Annotated in this window: 18 protein-coding genes; 3 read left to right on the forward strand and 15 right to left on the reverse strand. The window is 37.7% G+C overall.

All coding sequences use genetic code 11. The features are described 5' to 3' along the window. Positions 1-6 precede the first annotated feature (6 nt). Positions 7-1,332: a YjiH family protein gene (locus C7J88_RS05845; protein WP_095117692.1), complete on the reverse strand. Its 1,326-nt coding sequence runs from the start codon at positions 1,330-1,332 to the stop codon at positions 7-9. Positions 1,333-1,559: 227 nt separating this feature from the next. Between C7J88_RS05845 and C7J88_RS05850 the strand changes: the two genes are divergently transcribed. Continuing rightward, a complete protein-coding gene (locus C7J88_RS05850) occupies positions 1,560-2,432 on the forward strand; it encodes a LysR family transcriptional regulator (RefSeq protein WP_095117693.1) in 873 nt (290 codons plus the stop codon). A gap of 59 nt (positions 2,433-2,491) precedes the next feature. On the opposite strand, the gene hutG is transcribed toward C7J88_RS05850, so the two are convergent. Further along, on the reverse strand, positions 2,492-3,421 hold the full coding sequence (gene hutG / locus C7J88_RS05855) for a formimidoylglutamase (protein ID WP_095117694.1): 930 nt from the start codon (positions 3,419-3,421) through the stop codon (positions 2,492-2,494). A 347-nt stretch (positions 3,422-3,768) separates the two neighbouring features. Here hutG and sdpC point away from each other — a divergent pair, with 347 nt between their 5' ends. Continuing rightward, a complete protein-coding gene (sdpC, locus tag C7J88_RS05860; RefSeq protein ID WP_095117695.1) occupies positions 3,769-4,734 on the forward strand; it encodes a peptidoglycan release complex CPBP-like subunit SdpC in 966 nt (321 codons plus the stop codon). 49 nt (positions 4,735-4,783) lie between these two features. Here the strand turns inward: sdpC and rpiA are convergent, their stop codons facing one another. From rpiA to C7J88_RS05910, 10 genes are all read right to left on the reverse strand, one after another. Then, positions 4,784-5,467, reverse strand: a complete 684-nt coding sequence (gene rpiA / locus C7J88_RS05865; RefSeq protein ID WP_095117696.1) for a ribose 5-phosphate isomerase A — start codon at positions 5,465-5,467, stop codon at positions 4,784-4,786. A gap of 30 nt (positions 5,468-5,497) precedes the next feature. Next, positions 5,498-5,704: a helix-turn-helix transcriptional regulator gene (locus C7J88_RS05870; RefSeq protein ID WP_095117697.1), complete on the reverse strand. Its 207-nt coding sequence runs from the start codon at positions 5,702-5,704 to the stop codon at positions 5,498-5,500. A gap of 55 nt (positions 5,705-5,759) precedes the next feature. After that, positions 5,760-6,770: an aldose epimerase family protein gene (locus C7J88_RS05875; protein WP_095117698.1), complete on the reverse strand. Its 1,011-nt coding sequence runs from the start codon at positions 6,768-6,770 to the stop codon at positions 5,760-5,762. A 25-nt stretch (positions 6,771-6,795) separates the two neighbouring features. Next, the gene (locus C7J88_RS05880; RefSeq protein WP_095117699.1) at positions 6,796-7,128 is read right to left on the reverse strand and encodes a YnfA family protein; all 333 of its coding nucleotides are present in this window, start codon (positions 7,126-7,128) and stop codon (positions 6,796-6,798) included. 128 nt (positions 7,129-7,256) lie between these two features. Next, positions 7,257-8,516: an ABC transporter permease gene (locus tag C7J88_RS05885; protein ID WP_095117700.1), complete on the reverse strand. Its 1,260-nt coding sequence runs from the start codon at positions 8,514-8,516 to the stop codon at positions 7,257-7,259. Continuing rightward, positions 8,509-9,408 (reverse strand): ABC transporter ATP-binding protein, encoded by a 900-nt coding sequence (locus C7J88_RS05890; protein ID WP_095117701.1) that lies wholly within the window; start codon positions 9,406-9,408, stop codon positions 8,509-8,511. Before C7J88_RS05890 ends, C7J88_RS05885 begins: the two co-directional genes overlap by 8 nt. A gap of 81 nt (positions 9,409-9,489) precedes the next feature. Then, on the reverse strand, positions 9,490-10,005 hold the full coding sequence (locus tag C7J88_RS05895) for a hypothetical protein (protein ID WP_095117702.1): 516 nt from the start codon (positions 10,003-10,005) through the stop codon (positions 9,490-9,492). A 1-nt stretch (position 10,006) separates the two neighbouring features. Then, positions 10,007-10,507 carry a hypothetical protein gene (locus C7J88_RS05900; protein WP_095117703.1) on the reverse strand — a complete coding sequence of 167 codons (501 nt, stop codon included), beginning with the start codon at positions 10,505-10,507 and terminating at the stop codon, positions 10,007-10,009. Between the two features lies 1 nt (position 10,508). Further along, the gene (locus C7J88_RS05905; RefSeq protein ID WP_188595412.1) at positions 10,509-10,709 is read right to left on the reverse strand and encodes a helix-turn-helix transcriptional regulator; all 201 of its coding nucleotides are present in this window, start codon (positions 10,707-10,709) and stop codon (positions 10,509-10,511) included. A 229-nt stretch (positions 10,710-10,938) separates the two neighbouring features. Further along, positions 10,939-11,634, reverse strand: coding sequence for a DUF805 domain-containing protein (locus tag C7J88_RS05910; RefSeq protein ID WP_095117704.1), 696 nt, complete (start codon positions 11,632-11,634; stop codon positions 10,939-10,941). Positions 11,635-11,790: 156 nt separating this feature from the next. Between C7J88_RS05910 and C7J88_RS05915 the strand changes: the two genes are divergently transcribed. Continuing rightward, positions 11,791-12,411 (forward strand): DNA-3-methyladenine glycosylase, encoded by a 621-nt coding sequence (locus tag C7J88_RS05915; protein ID WP_095117705.1) that lies wholly within the window; start codon positions 11,791-11,793, stop codon positions 12,409-12,411. Positions 12,412-12,567: 156 nt separating this feature from the next. Here C7J88_RS05915 and C7J88_RS05920 read toward each other — a convergent pair whose 3' ends face one another. Genes C7J88_RS05920 through C7J88_RS05930 form a run of 3 tightly spaced genes read right to left on the reverse strand, consistent with a single transcriptional unit; the run spans position 12,568 to position 14,257 of the window. Next, positions 12,568-13,383, reverse strand: a complete 816-nt coding sequence (locus C7J88_RS05920; protein WP_159031406.1) for a DUF4097 family beta strand repeat-containing protein — start codon at positions 13,381-13,383, stop codon at positions 12,568-12,570. Continuing rightward, positions 13,383-13,940 carry an HAAS signaling domain-containing protein gene (locus tag C7J88_RS05925; RefSeq protein WP_095117707.1) on the reverse strand — a complete coding sequence of 186 codons (558 nt, stop codon included), beginning with the start codon at positions 13,938-13,940 and terminating at the stop codon, positions 13,383-13,385. Before C7J88_RS05925 ends, C7J88_RS05920 begins: the two co-directional genes overlap by 1 nt. Beyond that, positions 13,937-14,257, reverse strand: coding sequence for a PadR family transcriptional regulator (locus C7J88_RS05930; protein WP_095117708.1), 321 nt, complete (start codon positions 14,255-14,257; stop codon positions 13,937-13,939). Before C7J88_RS05930 ends, C7J88_RS05925 begins: the two co-directional genes overlap by 4 nt. Positions 14,258-14,355: the final 98 nt, after the last annotated feature.

A 14,355-nucleotide genomic window follows, 5' to 3' on the forward strand; every position in this document is an offset into this window, starting at 1 on the left:
TTTGTTTTAGAAAATCAATAAACTGATTGGAATCGTAATTAATAATGTTAAAACCACACGGATAAACCAAATTGCTGCAAGTTTCCACACAGGAATTTTAATCTCAGTAGCCAAAATACATGGTACTAATGCTGAGAAGAAAATAATGGCTGAAACACTTGTAATCGCTACAACAAATCTGACTTCTAATGCTGCTTGTGCCGCTATTAATGATGGCAGAAACATTTCAATAATGGATATTGCTGATGCTTTTGCCAATAATGCTTGATCAGAGATTGGGAATAGATAAACGACTGGATAAAAAATATAACTCAGCCAATCAATCACAGGTGTGTAATCCGCCAACAACAAGCCGATAAACCCAATGGATAGAATGGATGGTAATATTGCAATCGTCATCTCTAAGCCATCTTTCATATTCACCCAAATATTTTTTACCAGTGGCAACGACTGATGTGATTGCTTTTTGGCTTCTTGCCATGCTGCAACAAAACGACTTCCCTCTACCGCTTCTTCTTGTTCTCCTTGTTGACCGTCATAATATGCTTCCGACTCTCTAGAAATCGGTGGTAAATGCGCAGAAATGGCTGTCACTGTGAATGTAATAATCAAACACAACCAAAAGTAGAGATTCCAATGACTCATTAAGTCAAGTGTGCGGGCTACGATTACCATGAACGTCGCAGATACAGTAGAAAAACCAGTCGCAATAATCACTGCTTCTTTTTTGTTGTACATCCCATCTTTGTATACGCGGTTCGTAATCAACAACCCTAATGAATAGCTGCCGACGAATGAGGCTACGGCATCAATCGCTGACTTACCCGGTGTTTTAAATATCGGTCGCATAATCGGTTGCATGAGTACGCCAATAAATTCCAAAAGTCCATAGCCGACTAATAATGAGAGTGCCACAGCACCAATAGGAATAAGCACGCTTAGTGGCATCATTAATTTATCGAATAGGAACGGCCCATAACTTTCTTTAAATAGAATTGCGGGTCCTAACTTGAAGACATACATAACACCGATAATGGCACCTAGTATTTTGAAAATGACTAAAATTGCATCTGTCACAGACTTCTGAAAATCTTTTCTTTTCAATGGTAACAACGCACCAACTAATATCATTGCCAAGGCTAAGTAAGGCATTGCTTCTCCCATCAACGCTCTAAAACCTAAATGTGCATGATCGACTAGAATCGTTTCATTGTCCCCTAATTTCAGTGGTATGAAAAAGCAAATAATACCAAGTCCACTGTACACCCAGAACTGCCACATGTCTTTCCCCTTCATGTCATTCCTTCGTGTTTCTCGTTGGTGTCTATTCATCACATCACCCCTTTGTATATTCTCTTGTGACTTAAGCACCTGAAATTTTGTTACCTTTTCGCATTCGGAATTATCTGATTTCAATACTCACTATCTTTCCAAATACCTTTTTAACGTGACATGACACATTTATCGCCCTCATTCACATTGTAGTATGCTATTCTATAAATAACTAATATTAATAAACTAATTATTGATAACTTAAAACTATAAATAGGGGTGCCTATATGAAAATCGTACAGTTGGAATACTTTATTGAAGTCGTCAACCGCAATAGTTTTACGAAAGCTGCTCAAGCATTGCACATCAGTCAACCATCACTTACAGCAACCATTAAAAAAATGGAACATGACTTAGGTTATCAACTCTTAAAGCGCAGCACGAAAGAGATGACTATTACTGAAAAAGGCATTCAGTTTTACAATCATGCTGTGACGTTAGTGCAACAATATCATCAAACAATGGAACGCATGTATGACTTGAAATTGAGTCAAACACCGAAAATTAAAATGTCTACGATTGAATCAACGGCTTATTGGGTTTCCTTAGTCATCCAGCAACACCATCAAAAACATCCCGACCAACATTATCAAATTACCGAGACATTAAACCCAGAAATACTCGCACAGAAGCTGGTTAATTTCGAACTACATCTAGGTATTTCTAACGATCAAATTCGTCATGAAGATGTCGTATCCATCCCTTTGTATGAAGAAGATTACGTCTTGCTCGTTCCTGAAGATCGATTCACACAACAAAAATCTATCTCGATTAAAGGACTGCCACTCATTGTCCCGAACAAACCTTATCAAGTTCGTAAACATATCGAGGATTATTTCACACATTTGGAAGAACGACCCAATATTGTCATGGAAGTTGAACGTTTTGAAGCTGCAACCAACTTTGTTCACCAAGGTATGGGCTATGCGGTTATTCCAAGAGTGTACTATCAATCACGCCACACACAACATTTGAGTGCGATCAAAATCCGCCCAACCATTAAGCGAACTATCTACATTAACTATGCACGACATCGTCAATACGGTTCACACGTTCAAGACTTAGTAGCAGCATGTCAACACTATTGGGGAACGATATAACAAAAAGAAGCATAAATACCCTTCATTTTAAAGAGATATCTATGCTTCTCATTCAATGCTTAATCATGAATCAGATACGTCAGCATATGTGCAATCAGCTTTGCTGTTCGATTGTCGATATCGTACGTTGGATTCATCTCAGCAATACTCAAAGACGTCACTTTGTCTGACTGCAAGATGCGTTCCGCTAATTCTAAAACAACACCTGGCATTAATCCTAACACTGCCGGTGCACTAACGCCCGGTGCGTATGCACTATCGATGACATCCATACAAATCGTAAACAAAATAACATCGTGTTCATGAATAAAGTTCTCGATTTTATTACGAATGCGTGGATCTATGCGTCCCTTCAACTCATCAGCAAGAACATACTCCGTATTACTTTCATCAGCATAATCAAATAAACTTTGTGTATTGCCTGCACGCTGAATACCTAAGACAAAGTAATCCAGCTGTTCATCTTCTTCTAACATTTGATGAAAGCTTGTACCTGATGTGGAAGATTCTGCATATCGATTATCAAAATGTGCATCTATATTGATGACACCAATAGACTTTCCTGGATTGGCTGCACGCACACCGAGATATTGTGCATATGCAATATCATGTCCACCACCTAATAAAAATATGCGTGAGTGGTGTTGTAATAGTTGTGAGACATATTGTCCGAAGGCTTGCTGTGATTCATACAATGTCTCCGCATCATGCGCCACATTTCCGTAGTCAGTGATTGGCGTGTCTGACATCGTTGGTAATCCAGCAAATGCTCGTCGAATAGCGTCTGGACCTTCTTTCGCACCGATGCGCCCTTGATTCAATGCCACACCTTCATCAATCGCATAACCGAGCAGTGCAACACCTGTATTCTCTTCTACTTCAGACGACAGGTCACCGAACGCAACCGTTTGAAAATGGCGAAATGCGGCACGATCCGTTTTACTATCTAAACGACCTGTCCATATCTCTTTATTTGGTTGTTGATACATAACTTCATCCCCCTCTTCTCTCTTACTTCTAGTATACGTGTGTTGATACATAATTTTCAAACCTTCATGAACATGCTTGTATGATCTTTTGTCATATAAATTGTATCTCAACAGCACTACCATTTCTTTACAATTAGATGATAAATATTATGAAACAATTTATTTATTGCATTGTTATGGTTATAATGGGGCATAGATTATTATCGAGACTTGATTGACTGTGTAGTAACAATTTATTAAAAAGTGTTTTTCACAACACATATCACACTGACAACACAGTTTCCGAGATATTAGGCAATCATGACTCATACTTACTATAATAGTGAACCTTTAACGGAGGATTAAATATGAATCAATCGCGTATATCAGGCTTTCAATGGGCAATGTCTATTTTTATTTTCTTTATTTTAGCCTATGCAAGCCCGCTGATTTTACAAGACTTCCAAAAAGCATCTGGCTTTAAGCCGTTTGTATTTGCACTTAATAGTTTAGGGCCGTTTATCGCCGCAGTTGTCTGCTTAATCATTTTTAAGCATAAGCGTGAGCAGCTATTCGGTCTCAAATTAACTATCAACTTTAAAGTAATTGAACGCTTATTACTTGCGATGGCAATCCCTCTAGTTATTTTTATCATTGGGATGTATATGTTCAATACATATGCTGACAGCTTCATCCTATTACAAGCAAAAGATTTATCAGAAACTATTTGGACAATCTTAATTGGCCACCTATTAATGGCATTTTTTATTGAATTCGGATTCCGTCTCTATTTGTTCAACTTAGTTGAATCAAAGATGCCACACTTTTTCGCAAATATTTTAGTCAGCTTCCTATATTTAATTTGGGATGTTAATACTGCATTCGGTATGCCTTACACAATGTATAGCGCCATTTATGTCTTTTCATTCTCAATGATTATTGGTGAACTGATTCGTGGTACAGGAGGGCGTGCGATATATATCGTAACTATTTTCCACGCCGCTATGAGCTTTGCGAAAGTCTTCTTCTTCAGTGAAGAACTCGGCGATGTCTTTTCAATGAAAGTACTTGCTTACGGTACCGGTGGTGTTGCAATTGTCGTTGTGACACTTGGTGTATTGTTCAGCATCATCAACTTCTTCCGCCGCAGACGTCAAGCAGCGAAAGTTGAAACTGTATCGAAAACACCCATTGATACACATTCAGAGATGTCCACTTCAGAATCAACATCGGAAACATCTATCGATACACATTCAGAAGTGGCGACTTCCGAATCAGGCACTGATGTGACAAGCGAATCAGAGATTGATACATCAAACAAAACATCATCATAGTCAAAGCGGGATGTTCGACAATGAGAACATCCCGCTATATATATACATATTAATGTTTCAACACTTTCACACCTTGTTGTGTACCAACAATTGCTTCCGTAGCCATATCTAAGAAGTAGCCCGTTTCTAGGACTCCCGTTAAATGAATTAAAAATTCATGAAGTGCATAAGGATCCGTCTTTTCTGTTAAATGCACATCCAAAATATAATTCCCATTATCTGTTACGAGTGGTTCTCCATCTGTCATGCGCAATTCAACCGTTCCTTCAACATGCGCATCAATGTGCTGTAAGACAAGACGCCAATTAAAACAATCCACTTCGACAGGCAACTTAAATGTTTGTCCTAAATAATCAACGAGTTTCGTCTCATCTGCCAATACGACAAACTGTTCAGCCATCTCATCAATGACTTTCTCACGGAATAACGCAGCACCTCCACCTTTTATCAAATTCAGCTGTGGATCAATTTCATCTGCACCATCAATTGCTAGGTCAATATGCGTCACATCATTGACGTGCATCACTGGTATATTGAGTGATTTCGCCTGAGTTTCTGTTCTTTTGGACGTACAAACTCCCGTCAATTTGTATCCTTTATCGTTGACTAACTTCCCAATTTCTGGCACGAGCAATTCAATCGTACTGCCAGTACCAATGCCTAGTACCATACCATCTTCAATACGTGCAACCGCCTGTTCTAATGTCATTTTTTTCAATTGTTTCGTATCCATGTGGCCCTCCCATTCTCTTCTGCAAAGATTTTATTCCACTGTTTTCTCTTCAAAAATAAACACATGTTCTACCGGTTCATTAAATGCACGGGCAATTTTCATGGCTGTCACAATAGATGGCACAAATACATTACGTTCTATTAACGAAATGGTCTGACGAGAAACACCTACTTTTTGTGCAAGTTGTGTTTGATTATAACCATCTCTCGCTCGCAACTCTTTAAGTCGATTGCGCATCTATGTCACCTCTTTCTGTAATATCCCCTTACAATCCTTAACTTATACTGACAACTTAAGACTTTAACTTTAACTGATAAGATGTTTTTGAGTAAAATGGCGTATGTGCGGGTAAGATTGAAGCCGCTTCTTCACCATATACATTAATATCATTCGGTAAACTTTGCGTTTCAATCGTAATCCCTGAGTGTGGTTTATAAATATTCATTGGACTTCCCCAGCCAGTTGGATCATTGAAAGTATAAAGTACCATTTGCGGCATATCCGTCTCGACATGAAGTTCACAATCTTGATTAGACACAATCAGCTTTCCTTCATGCACTTCAAAAGGATGATCTAACCCGCCTACCTTCGCAACTTGTTCCGCAATTGCTGGTTCAGTTGATGTAAAAATTGTATCCAGCATGAGCGATTTCGTATTGAAGTAACGCCCTAAATCAATGACATCCTGTTCAGGCATACCAACCGCATTCAATGGAAACATATATAACTTATCACTCGTTATTTCATGATTATCAATGACTTTGTTATCTCTATTTAGATTGAAGTAAACGTGATTCGTTGGGTTAAATAACGTATCTTCTGTTGACTTCGCAAAATATTCAATCGTCCACGTATCCGTTGTGTCATATGTATACACAATTTTTACATCAATATCACCCGGGAAATGATCTGTCGTACTTTGTAAGTTTGCAGTAAAAATTACACGTACTTCATCATGATCTTCCTGTACTTCATATTCAAAAAGGTGCTGCCATAGACCGTTACTACCCCCATGCAAATGATGGGGCGCATCATTTTGTTCCACATGATATGACTGCCCGTTCAAAATAAACTGTCCATTCTCAATGCGACCCGCATAACGCCCTACTGCTGCCCCAAAGAAAAAAGGATGTGACGGGTAAAATTCATCTGCTTCTACCGCATTCCCCAAAACAATGTTGTTGTCATCTATTTTCCAACTTACAATGCTTGCACCGTAGTTCGAGAAGACAACCTTTGTTTTTTTCGTACTAATCTTAATCAATTCAATTCCGTTCGTTTGTTGCTCAATAATAACATGCATACAGACTCGTACTCCTTTTCACTCCTCAACCCCTAGAAGGTAAAACCATCACTAGCACACCAATCAAACAAATGATACCACCAATGATGTCAAACTTATCTGGTGGCTCCTTATCGACCCAATAAGCCCACATGAGACTCAAGACGATAAAAACGCCACCATACGCCGCATAGACACGCCCAAATGTTGGAAAAGTTTGCAGCGTTGCAACGATACCATATAGTATCAATGCAATGCCCCCCAAGAAACCTAACCACATTGGCTTATCCGCACGCAGCCATAACCATATGAGGTAACCACCACCTATTTCGCATAAGCCCGCTAAAATGAAAATCGTCGTTGCGTAGACAAAATGCATCTCATCACCTCATATTCTTTACCCTTATTATATCAGCTTCTGTTGATTTGTAATATCCTGAAATACGTCAATATAATATCACACCCAATCCCGCATCTATATGTGCGAAATTGGGTGTTGGCTCATTTTTACGAATGCATTTCTTTTTGGAAGACACGTTTAAATGATGCAACGATCCCTTTTTCAAATGTTAATACCGCATTTTTATATGTTTTCGCAGCAAGCCATGCGAGAACAATAATTAATACGATATGAATCGCAATTGCAATGATGCCTTCCATCGTTGGCGTGCCTGGTAGTGATAACCTCGTTAACGTCACAAATGGCGAGAAGAATGGTACATAGCTTAATATGCGTACAATGATATGTTCTGGATTCATTGCACCGAAAGTACCTGCATAAAATGCACCAATCATTAAGAGTGTTACCGGCATTAATGATTGCGAAATATCTTCAATACGTGCTGTCATATTACCAAGTATCGCAGCCAATATGATGAATGAAATGATACTGATGATAAAGAATGCAATACCAAATGTTAACAAGCGTTTTAAATGTGCTGTCCATTCAAAATCAATTTTGCCCAGCTTTTCACTTAAGTTAAATACATAAAAGCTCACAATTCCGGTTACGGCGATAACAAGCAATTGTGTTAATGAAACTGCAATCACACTTAGCACTTTTGCAGCGATATGGACAACCGGTTTCACACTTGTAATAATCATCTCAGATACACGTGATGTCTTCTCAGTTGCTACTTCCATTGCCACTTGGTTAGCGTAGTTTACAACAATAAAGAACATTAATACATTCAAGATACTTACCATCACACTAGATATGACTTCTTCCATCTCTGATACGTCTTGATTCCCATCTTTTCCACTTTCACCTATCATCTTATCGGTTACTTGGCTCTCAGCTTGTAACTGTTGCAACTCCGTTGGCGACAAGTCTAAACCTTGTGCCACCATACTTTTTTGAATTTGAGAGAGTGTTACTTGCCATGCTGCTTTATCATCATTAGATACATGTTCCGTATCAATAATTGTTCCTTTTAACTGTTTTTGCTCAGTTTGCGTCACTTCCACAACATAGTCCACTTTATCTTTTTTCAATGCCTTCGTTGCTTGTTCTTTAGACAAATGTTGATATTCTATATTTTTGTCGATGAGTTTTCCTTGCGCATGAATCGCATCATACACGCCATCATTTTGTGTCACAATTGCCACTTGTTCTCCATGATCATCACCATTAAACAAGCTCACAATCTTATCAATATTCGCACCACCGACAATCAATAACACCATAAGAAGTGTCGTAATAATGAAAGACTTTGCTTTAATTTTATTGATATATGTCAGTCGAAAAGTTGCTAAAAATTTAGACATGTTGCTCACCTGCCTTTTGAATAAATATTTCATTGATTGTTGGTTCTAATACTTGGAAGCGACGAACAAATCCATGCTGCTGTACATACACAAACAACGATTCTGCTACGGCCACATCATCAATCGTTAAATGAGTTGTTTCGCCCAGTTGTTCATACTTCACAACACCAGGATATGTCGCAAGTTCAGTCAAATCATAATCTGCTTCAATCGCCACTCGCTTATAACCAAACGCTTCCTTCACTTCATGTATCGGTCCTTGAACAACCATTTTCCCAGCATTCATAATACAGATATCATCACACAGTTCTTCCACATGTTCCATACGGTGAGAACTGAAAATAATCGTTGATCCATTCGCATTCAATTCTTTTACCGCCCCTTTAAGTAATTCCACATTAACAGGGTCCAAACCGCTAAAAGGTTCGTCCAAAATCAATAGCTCAGGTTCATGTAAAATACTCGCCAACAATTGAACTTTTTGTTGGTTCCCTTTTGATAGGGATTCGATCTTTTTATCTTTATTTTCAGTAATTTCAAAGCGCGTCAACCACGTATCAATTGCTTGTTTGATCGCTTTCGGCTTCATTCCTTTTAACGTCGCAAGATATGTGAGTTCTTCATTTACAGTCAGTTTCGGATGTAAGCCACGTTCTTCTGGCAAATATCCGATCACATCATACATATCTGACGTAATCGCTTTACCTTCGTATGTAATTTCTCCCTCTGTCGGCTCCATTAACCCTAGAATCATCCGGAAGCTTGTTGTTTTACCTGCACCATTACGCCCGAGAAAACCTAACATCTTTCCTTTTTCTAATGTCAAATTGATATCATCAACTGCTGTAAAACTTTTGAATCTTTTTGTCACATGAGAAATATTTAATGACATTGTCTTCCCTCCTTTACTTTGTTATTTATATTGTATATAAAAATCATCCTTTTGACAATTTAATTTGTCAAAAGGACAACTTTACTTATCTTTATAAGTTTTATCTATTTTCTTTTTACCATACATATAAATGGCGATAGTGCTTAATATCGAACAAACAATCATAACTGCTAATATGAACATGATGCGTTGTACTGGTAATTGACCATCTGATAAGGCCATATAAAGTAATATTTCCACAAGTGTCATCCCAACGAACATCAAGATACCAAAAAGTACCGCACCACGTCGTAACTTGTTGATCATTTGCACATAACTTTGTGGATCGTCCACTTCTGTATTGTTTGCGCGATATTTCCTTAAATTGAGTTCTATCCAAAAAGTAATACTAAGAAACAACAACAATCCTAACGCTTCGATTACAATGTTTTGTTGTAAGAAAATCTTTATCCAAATAGAGATATTAAGGAGAATAATGAGTCCCCAGAAAAACCAGACAAAGTTTCCTGCTTGCACATGTCGAGAATGTTGGATTTCATATTCATCTTTAACTTGTTCACCATTAAATATATTTAATAGTTCTTGTTTAAACTTCATGTCACTCATCCCCTCTCACCTTCACTTTATTATTCAATGATGAAGGCGTTAAAATAATACTTGGAACGACTATTATCATCAATGTATTGAGTGTTTCTGATCGGTGCCAATATGGCAATTGCCCTGTTAATATAGGAGCTAATATGTTGATAGAAATAACAACGTACAACCATATTAAAACTATATATAAATAGCCCTTTTTCTTTAAATGACGTTTCAGTTGTTGTGCCTCTTCTTTTGTACCTACATACAATTTATGATTTGAATAATCTTTCATTAGCGTCGCACTTCGTAACCCAATAATAAATAATAATACAGGTGCACCAATCGTAAAGGCAGATAGTTGATTCATCTCAAAATCTATGAATAGTGACAATGTTGCTAACAGTCCTAAACCAAGCATTCCCATAATATTAGCCAATGCGAGCGTTTCATCAATTTTACTTTTTTGATATTCATCCGGTTCTGATGTCAAGCCAGCAAACTTTTTATACATGCTCATATTATTTCTCCCCCCAGAATAAGTCATTTAATGTGACATCTAATGTCTCCGCAATCCGAATACATAAGTTCAGCGTTGGATTGTATTTATCGTTCTCAATCATATTAATTGTTTGTCTTGATACACCTACACGCCGTGCGAGTTCCAACTGCGATACGCCTTTTGCGACACGATATGCTTTTACTCTATTCACCTGTGTCATGATAGCCTCCCAATTCTGCCCTTTGCGATGCGCAACCGACTTCCGTTATGTCAAATATACACGACATTTAGTCGTTATGTCAAATATATAAGACACATATTGCAAGAAAAAAGCAGGCCAAACGATTCGTTTGTAACCTGCGATTTGCGATATTAAATTTGTGTGTGGCGCAATTTTACGCATTGCTTGAGTTCTGCTCAACTCCTAAACACTTCTTCCACAACTTCATTTAATATTTATATGGATCATCTTGTGGTTTTCTATGTTGTGATTCCAATTCATCCAAATCAGTCAAAGGTTTGGCATCTTTATCTAGTAATGCCGTGTTCTCTGTTGTTATTTCATCATGATGATTGTTTGACTGTGTGGCTTGTTCTGTATACTTCGGTGATGGACCATATTGATTAGCTTCTTTTTTACTATCAAGCAGCGTAATAATAAATGTAATAATTTGTACGATAAACAAGATAACAATCACTATCCCTGCAACGATAAACCAGCCTGAATCTGCCGAAAATACTGATGATGATTCTTCAACCGCTTCAGGTGAAAACAAAATCCCTGAATCCCACATACCGATAAAATATACTACGTTATAAATGATTGATAACACTAATCCCAAAATAGGGATCAACATCGACATACTGCGATCATGAAAGCGACGTACAAGCAGTGCCAAGTTAGGAATAAGGACAGCCAAACTATACAATCCAATTAAAAGCCATAATAGTAGCGCAATAAAAGGACCAATCTTTGGAACGAAAATCATGATGACTGCAATTAATGAGATTGACACTGTAATAATCATATGCCATAGCGCTACCCACCAATATTCACTGCGTCGGCTACGCCCTTTAAAATTCACATAGTTTGTCCAAAAAAGTTTAAATGCTTCTACAAACCCCACTCGTGGAAATTCATGCATCATATTTTCCTCCTTCATTACCTTTTACATCTCAAATTTTATCATATTTCTTCGCATAAAAAACAATAATTATAAAGTGATGAATCATCTGCAATTATTGGAAACATGTCGCATATTCGATACAATCATTATAAATATGTTTTTAAGGAGTCTCTAATGGATTTTATTACACACTCTACGATAGATATCGCCAAATCTTTACTTGGCGTCAAATTAATCTATGAATCCCCTACCCAAACCTTTTCTGGTTATATTGTAGAAACAGAAGCTTATCTTGGTACTATTGATCAAGCAGCTCATAGTTATCAAGGCAAACATACACCTCGTGTGCACTCGTTATATCGTGAAGGGGGTACGATTTACGGTCATATGATGCATCGCTATTTGCTTATCAACTTCGTCACACAGCCTGAAGGTATTCCCGAAGGTGTTTTAATACGTGCGATTGAGCCTGAAGAAGGACTAGAAGCGATGATTCGCAATCGGGGGAAGCGTGGCTACGAAGTTACCAATGGTCCCGGTAAGTTTACGACAGCAATGTCTATTCCTAGAACAATTGACGGCACACGCCTTAACGAAGGCCGTCTAAAGATTGATACGAAAAACAGAAAATATCCGAGAGAAATTGAAGAAAGCCCTCGTATTGGTATTCCAAATAAAGGAAAATGGACAGATGCACCTTTGCGTTTCACTGTAAAAGGTAATCCTTTTGTATCACATATGCGGGTACGTGATCATCAACACCCAGATGAAACTTGGCGTACAACGAGGTTGTGAGAGAAGCGGTTTGGTCTTGAGCAGAACGGATGAAGATGCCACCTATACAAGCCATTTAGTGAAGTACATCTTAAGACAAAAGGTGACTGAGACGAAAGTATATTTAAAACTTTCTACCTCAGTCACCTTTGCTAGATTTCTATTCTCACTTCATTCTTAATCTAATAACGTCACAGTACCTTTATTGTTGATAATTTTGATGACATTACTTTGTTCTTCACTTTGCTGCATGATTGATGTGTAATGAGTAAGTTCTTCTAAGTCTACATTGCCATCACTATTTTTCGTTGTGATACTGACATTTTGAAGTGCTTTCGCAAATGTTACATCGATTTCCCCAAGCTGATTATCTAATGTCATTGGAATATCAGCTGGTACATCATCAAGCGTCGCACTCCCTTTACGCACCTTCATCATCACTTCTTCCAATTGTGAGCCGCTTAAGTCAAAGGCACCATATGTCAATTGTCCCTCTAATTTATCAATTCGACTGTCCTCTATATCAAAAGCACCTTTGTTCATCTTAACTGCCATTTGTTTCGTATTGAGTTTTTCAACATCGACAGCTCCCCATTCACTCGTTATGTTCAAACGAGACAACTCAGACTTAGGCACTGTTAATGTATAATTGGCACCTTTATTAATATGGAAAGGATTCACGTTCACATTCGCTTGTATGTTTTCTTTCCCTTCTAGTTCCAGCTTTAATGTATCCCCTTTAGTCGTAATATTCGGTTGTTGCCCATCACCGTGTCCTTCTAACTTTAATGTCTCACCAGCAACAATACTTAAATGTGTTTTTTTCAAGTTTATATCAATATTTTTAATCTCTTTTGAATCGAATGTTCGCGATACATTAACCTCTTGTTCTTCATATTTATTATCAACTTTTGAATAATAGAATGCCCCAATCGTCCCAACGAGCACAAATACAAGTCCTAGAATTAAAACGATAAGATTGAATTTTTTCATCATTGTGCACTCCTTTTCACAAGTTTGATGTTGAATTTTAAATACTTAATTAATAAAATCACTGTCCACTTCGTAAGATAAAAACAACATACATAAAGAACTAATCCTAAGCCAAAGTATCCAAGTGCGGCATACCAATCTGGCGTAACGAGTTGAATATTCTCATAGAAGAAATGAACCCATAGCAAAAATGCAGGCAATCCAATCATCACGATACTTGTAATTGCCAAGCCTATTAAAAGGCCGAACACTGTTAATACTGGTCCTAAGATAATCACAAAGTTAAGGAAACTTAGCGCAATCACTGACAACGTCGCTGCGAGTAAATTACGTGCGCCACCCGTTTCTTCCACTTGTGCCACAGCTGAATCTGCAACTAATTCTTTTGCAATCACTTTTGGATCTCCTAATGTCGCAATAATTTCTTCTTCTGTCTTCCCATCGTGTATCCCTTCGATAAAATGATTATCATACTCTGCGACAATCTCTTGCTTTTCTTGTTCTGGAAGACGCTTCAAATGATGATATAGCGTATTTAAATAATCTTTCTTCGTCATTGTTCCTCACTCTCCTTGATAAACACTGATACAACTTCAGCAAATGTTTCCCACTGCATACGCAATTCCTTCAAACGCTCTAACCCTTCAGGTGTCATCTGGTAGTATTTTCGTGCCGGTCCTTCAGTGGATGGTTGATAATAAGTCGACAAGTATCCTTCTTTTACCAATCTTCTTAATATCGGATAAACCGTCCCTTCTGCAATTGACATATGCCTTGAAATATTTTGCACTAAAGAATAACCATATTGTGGTGCACGTTTAATGATGAGCAGAACAATCATCTCTAGCGCACCCTTCTTAAACTGTACATTCATATTTTCACCTCAATATGCATTAACTAGTACTAATCAATGTATAGTAGTAGATTTAATTAAAGTATAGCACCCAGTACTATACATTGCAAGGTAGCATA

The sequence above is a fragment of the Staphylococcus muscae genome, assembly GCF_003019275.1.
Classification (GTDB): domain Bacteria; phylum Bacillota; class Bacilli; order Staphylococcales; family Staphylococcaceae; genus Staphylococcus; species Staphylococcus muscae.

Coding starts and splice junctions, on each gene's coding strand:
- C7J88_RS05845 (WP_095117692.1), bottom strand. CDS start 1,332: ATGAATAGACACCAACGAGAAACACGAAGGAATGACATGAAGGGGAAA.
- C7J88_RS05850 (WP_095117693.1), top strand. CDS start 1,560: ATGAAAATCGTACAGTTGGAATACTTTATTGAAGTCGTCAACCGCAAT.
- hutG (WP_095117694.1), bottom strand. CDS start 3,421: ATGTATCAACAACCAAATAAAGAGATATGGACAGGTCGTTTAGATAGT.
- sdpC (WP_095117695.1), top strand. CDS start 3,769: ATGAATCAATCGCGTATATCAGGCTTTCAATGGGCAATGTCTATTTTT.
- rpiA (WP_095117696.1), bottom strand. CDS start 5,467: ATGGATACGAAACAATTGAAAAAAATGACATTAGAACAGGCGGTTGCA.
- C7J88_RS05870 (WP_095117697.1), bottom strand. CDS start 5,704: ATGCGCAATCGACTTAAAGAGTTGCGAGCGAGAGATGGTTATAATCAA.
- C7J88_RS05875 (WP_095117698.1), bottom strand. CDS start 6,770: ATGCATGTTATTATTGAGCAACAAACGAACGGAATTGAATTGATTAAG.
- C7J88_RS05880 (WP_095117699.1), bottom strand. CDS start 7,128: ATGCATTTTGTCTACGCAACGACGATTTTCATTTTAGCGGGCTTATGC.
- C7J88_RS05885 (WP_095117700.1), bottom strand. CDS start 8,516: ATGTCTAAATTTTTAGCAACTTTTCGACTGACATATATCAATAAAATT.
- C7J88_RS05890 (WP_095117701.1), bottom strand. CDS start 9,408: ATGTCATTAAATATTTCTCATGTGACAAAAAGATTCAAAAGTTTTACA.
- C7J88_RS05895 (WP_095117702.1), bottom strand. CDS start 10,005: ATGAAGTTTAAACAAGAACTATTAAATATATTTAATGGTGAACAAGTT.
- C7J88_RS05900 (WP_095117703.1), bottom strand. CDS start 10,507: ATGAGCATGTATAAAAAGTTTGCTGGCTTGACATCAGAACCGGATGAA.
- C7J88_RS05905 (WP_188595412.1), bottom strand. CDS start 10,709: ATGACACAGGTGAATAGAGTAAAAGCATATCGTGTCGCAAAAGGCGTA.
- C7J88_RS05910 (WP_095117704.1), bottom strand. CDS start 11,634: ATGCATGAATTTCCACGAGTGGGGTTTGTAGAAGCATTTAAACTTTTT.
- C7J88_RS05915 (WP_095117705.1), top strand. CDS start 11,791: ATGGATTTTATTACACACTCTACGATAGATATCGCCAAATCTTTACTT.
- C7J88_RS05920 (WP_159031406.1), bottom strand. CDS start 13,383: ATGAAAAAATTCAATCTTATCGTTTTAATTCTAGGACTTGTATTTGTG.
- C7J88_RS05925 (WP_095117707.1), bottom strand. CDS start 13,940: ATGACGAAGAAAGATTATTTAAATACGCTATATCATCATTTGAAGCGT.
- C7J88_RS05930 (WP_095117708.1), bottom strand. CDS start 14,257: ATGAATGTACAGTTTAAGAAGGGTGCGCTAGAGATGATTGTTCTGCTC.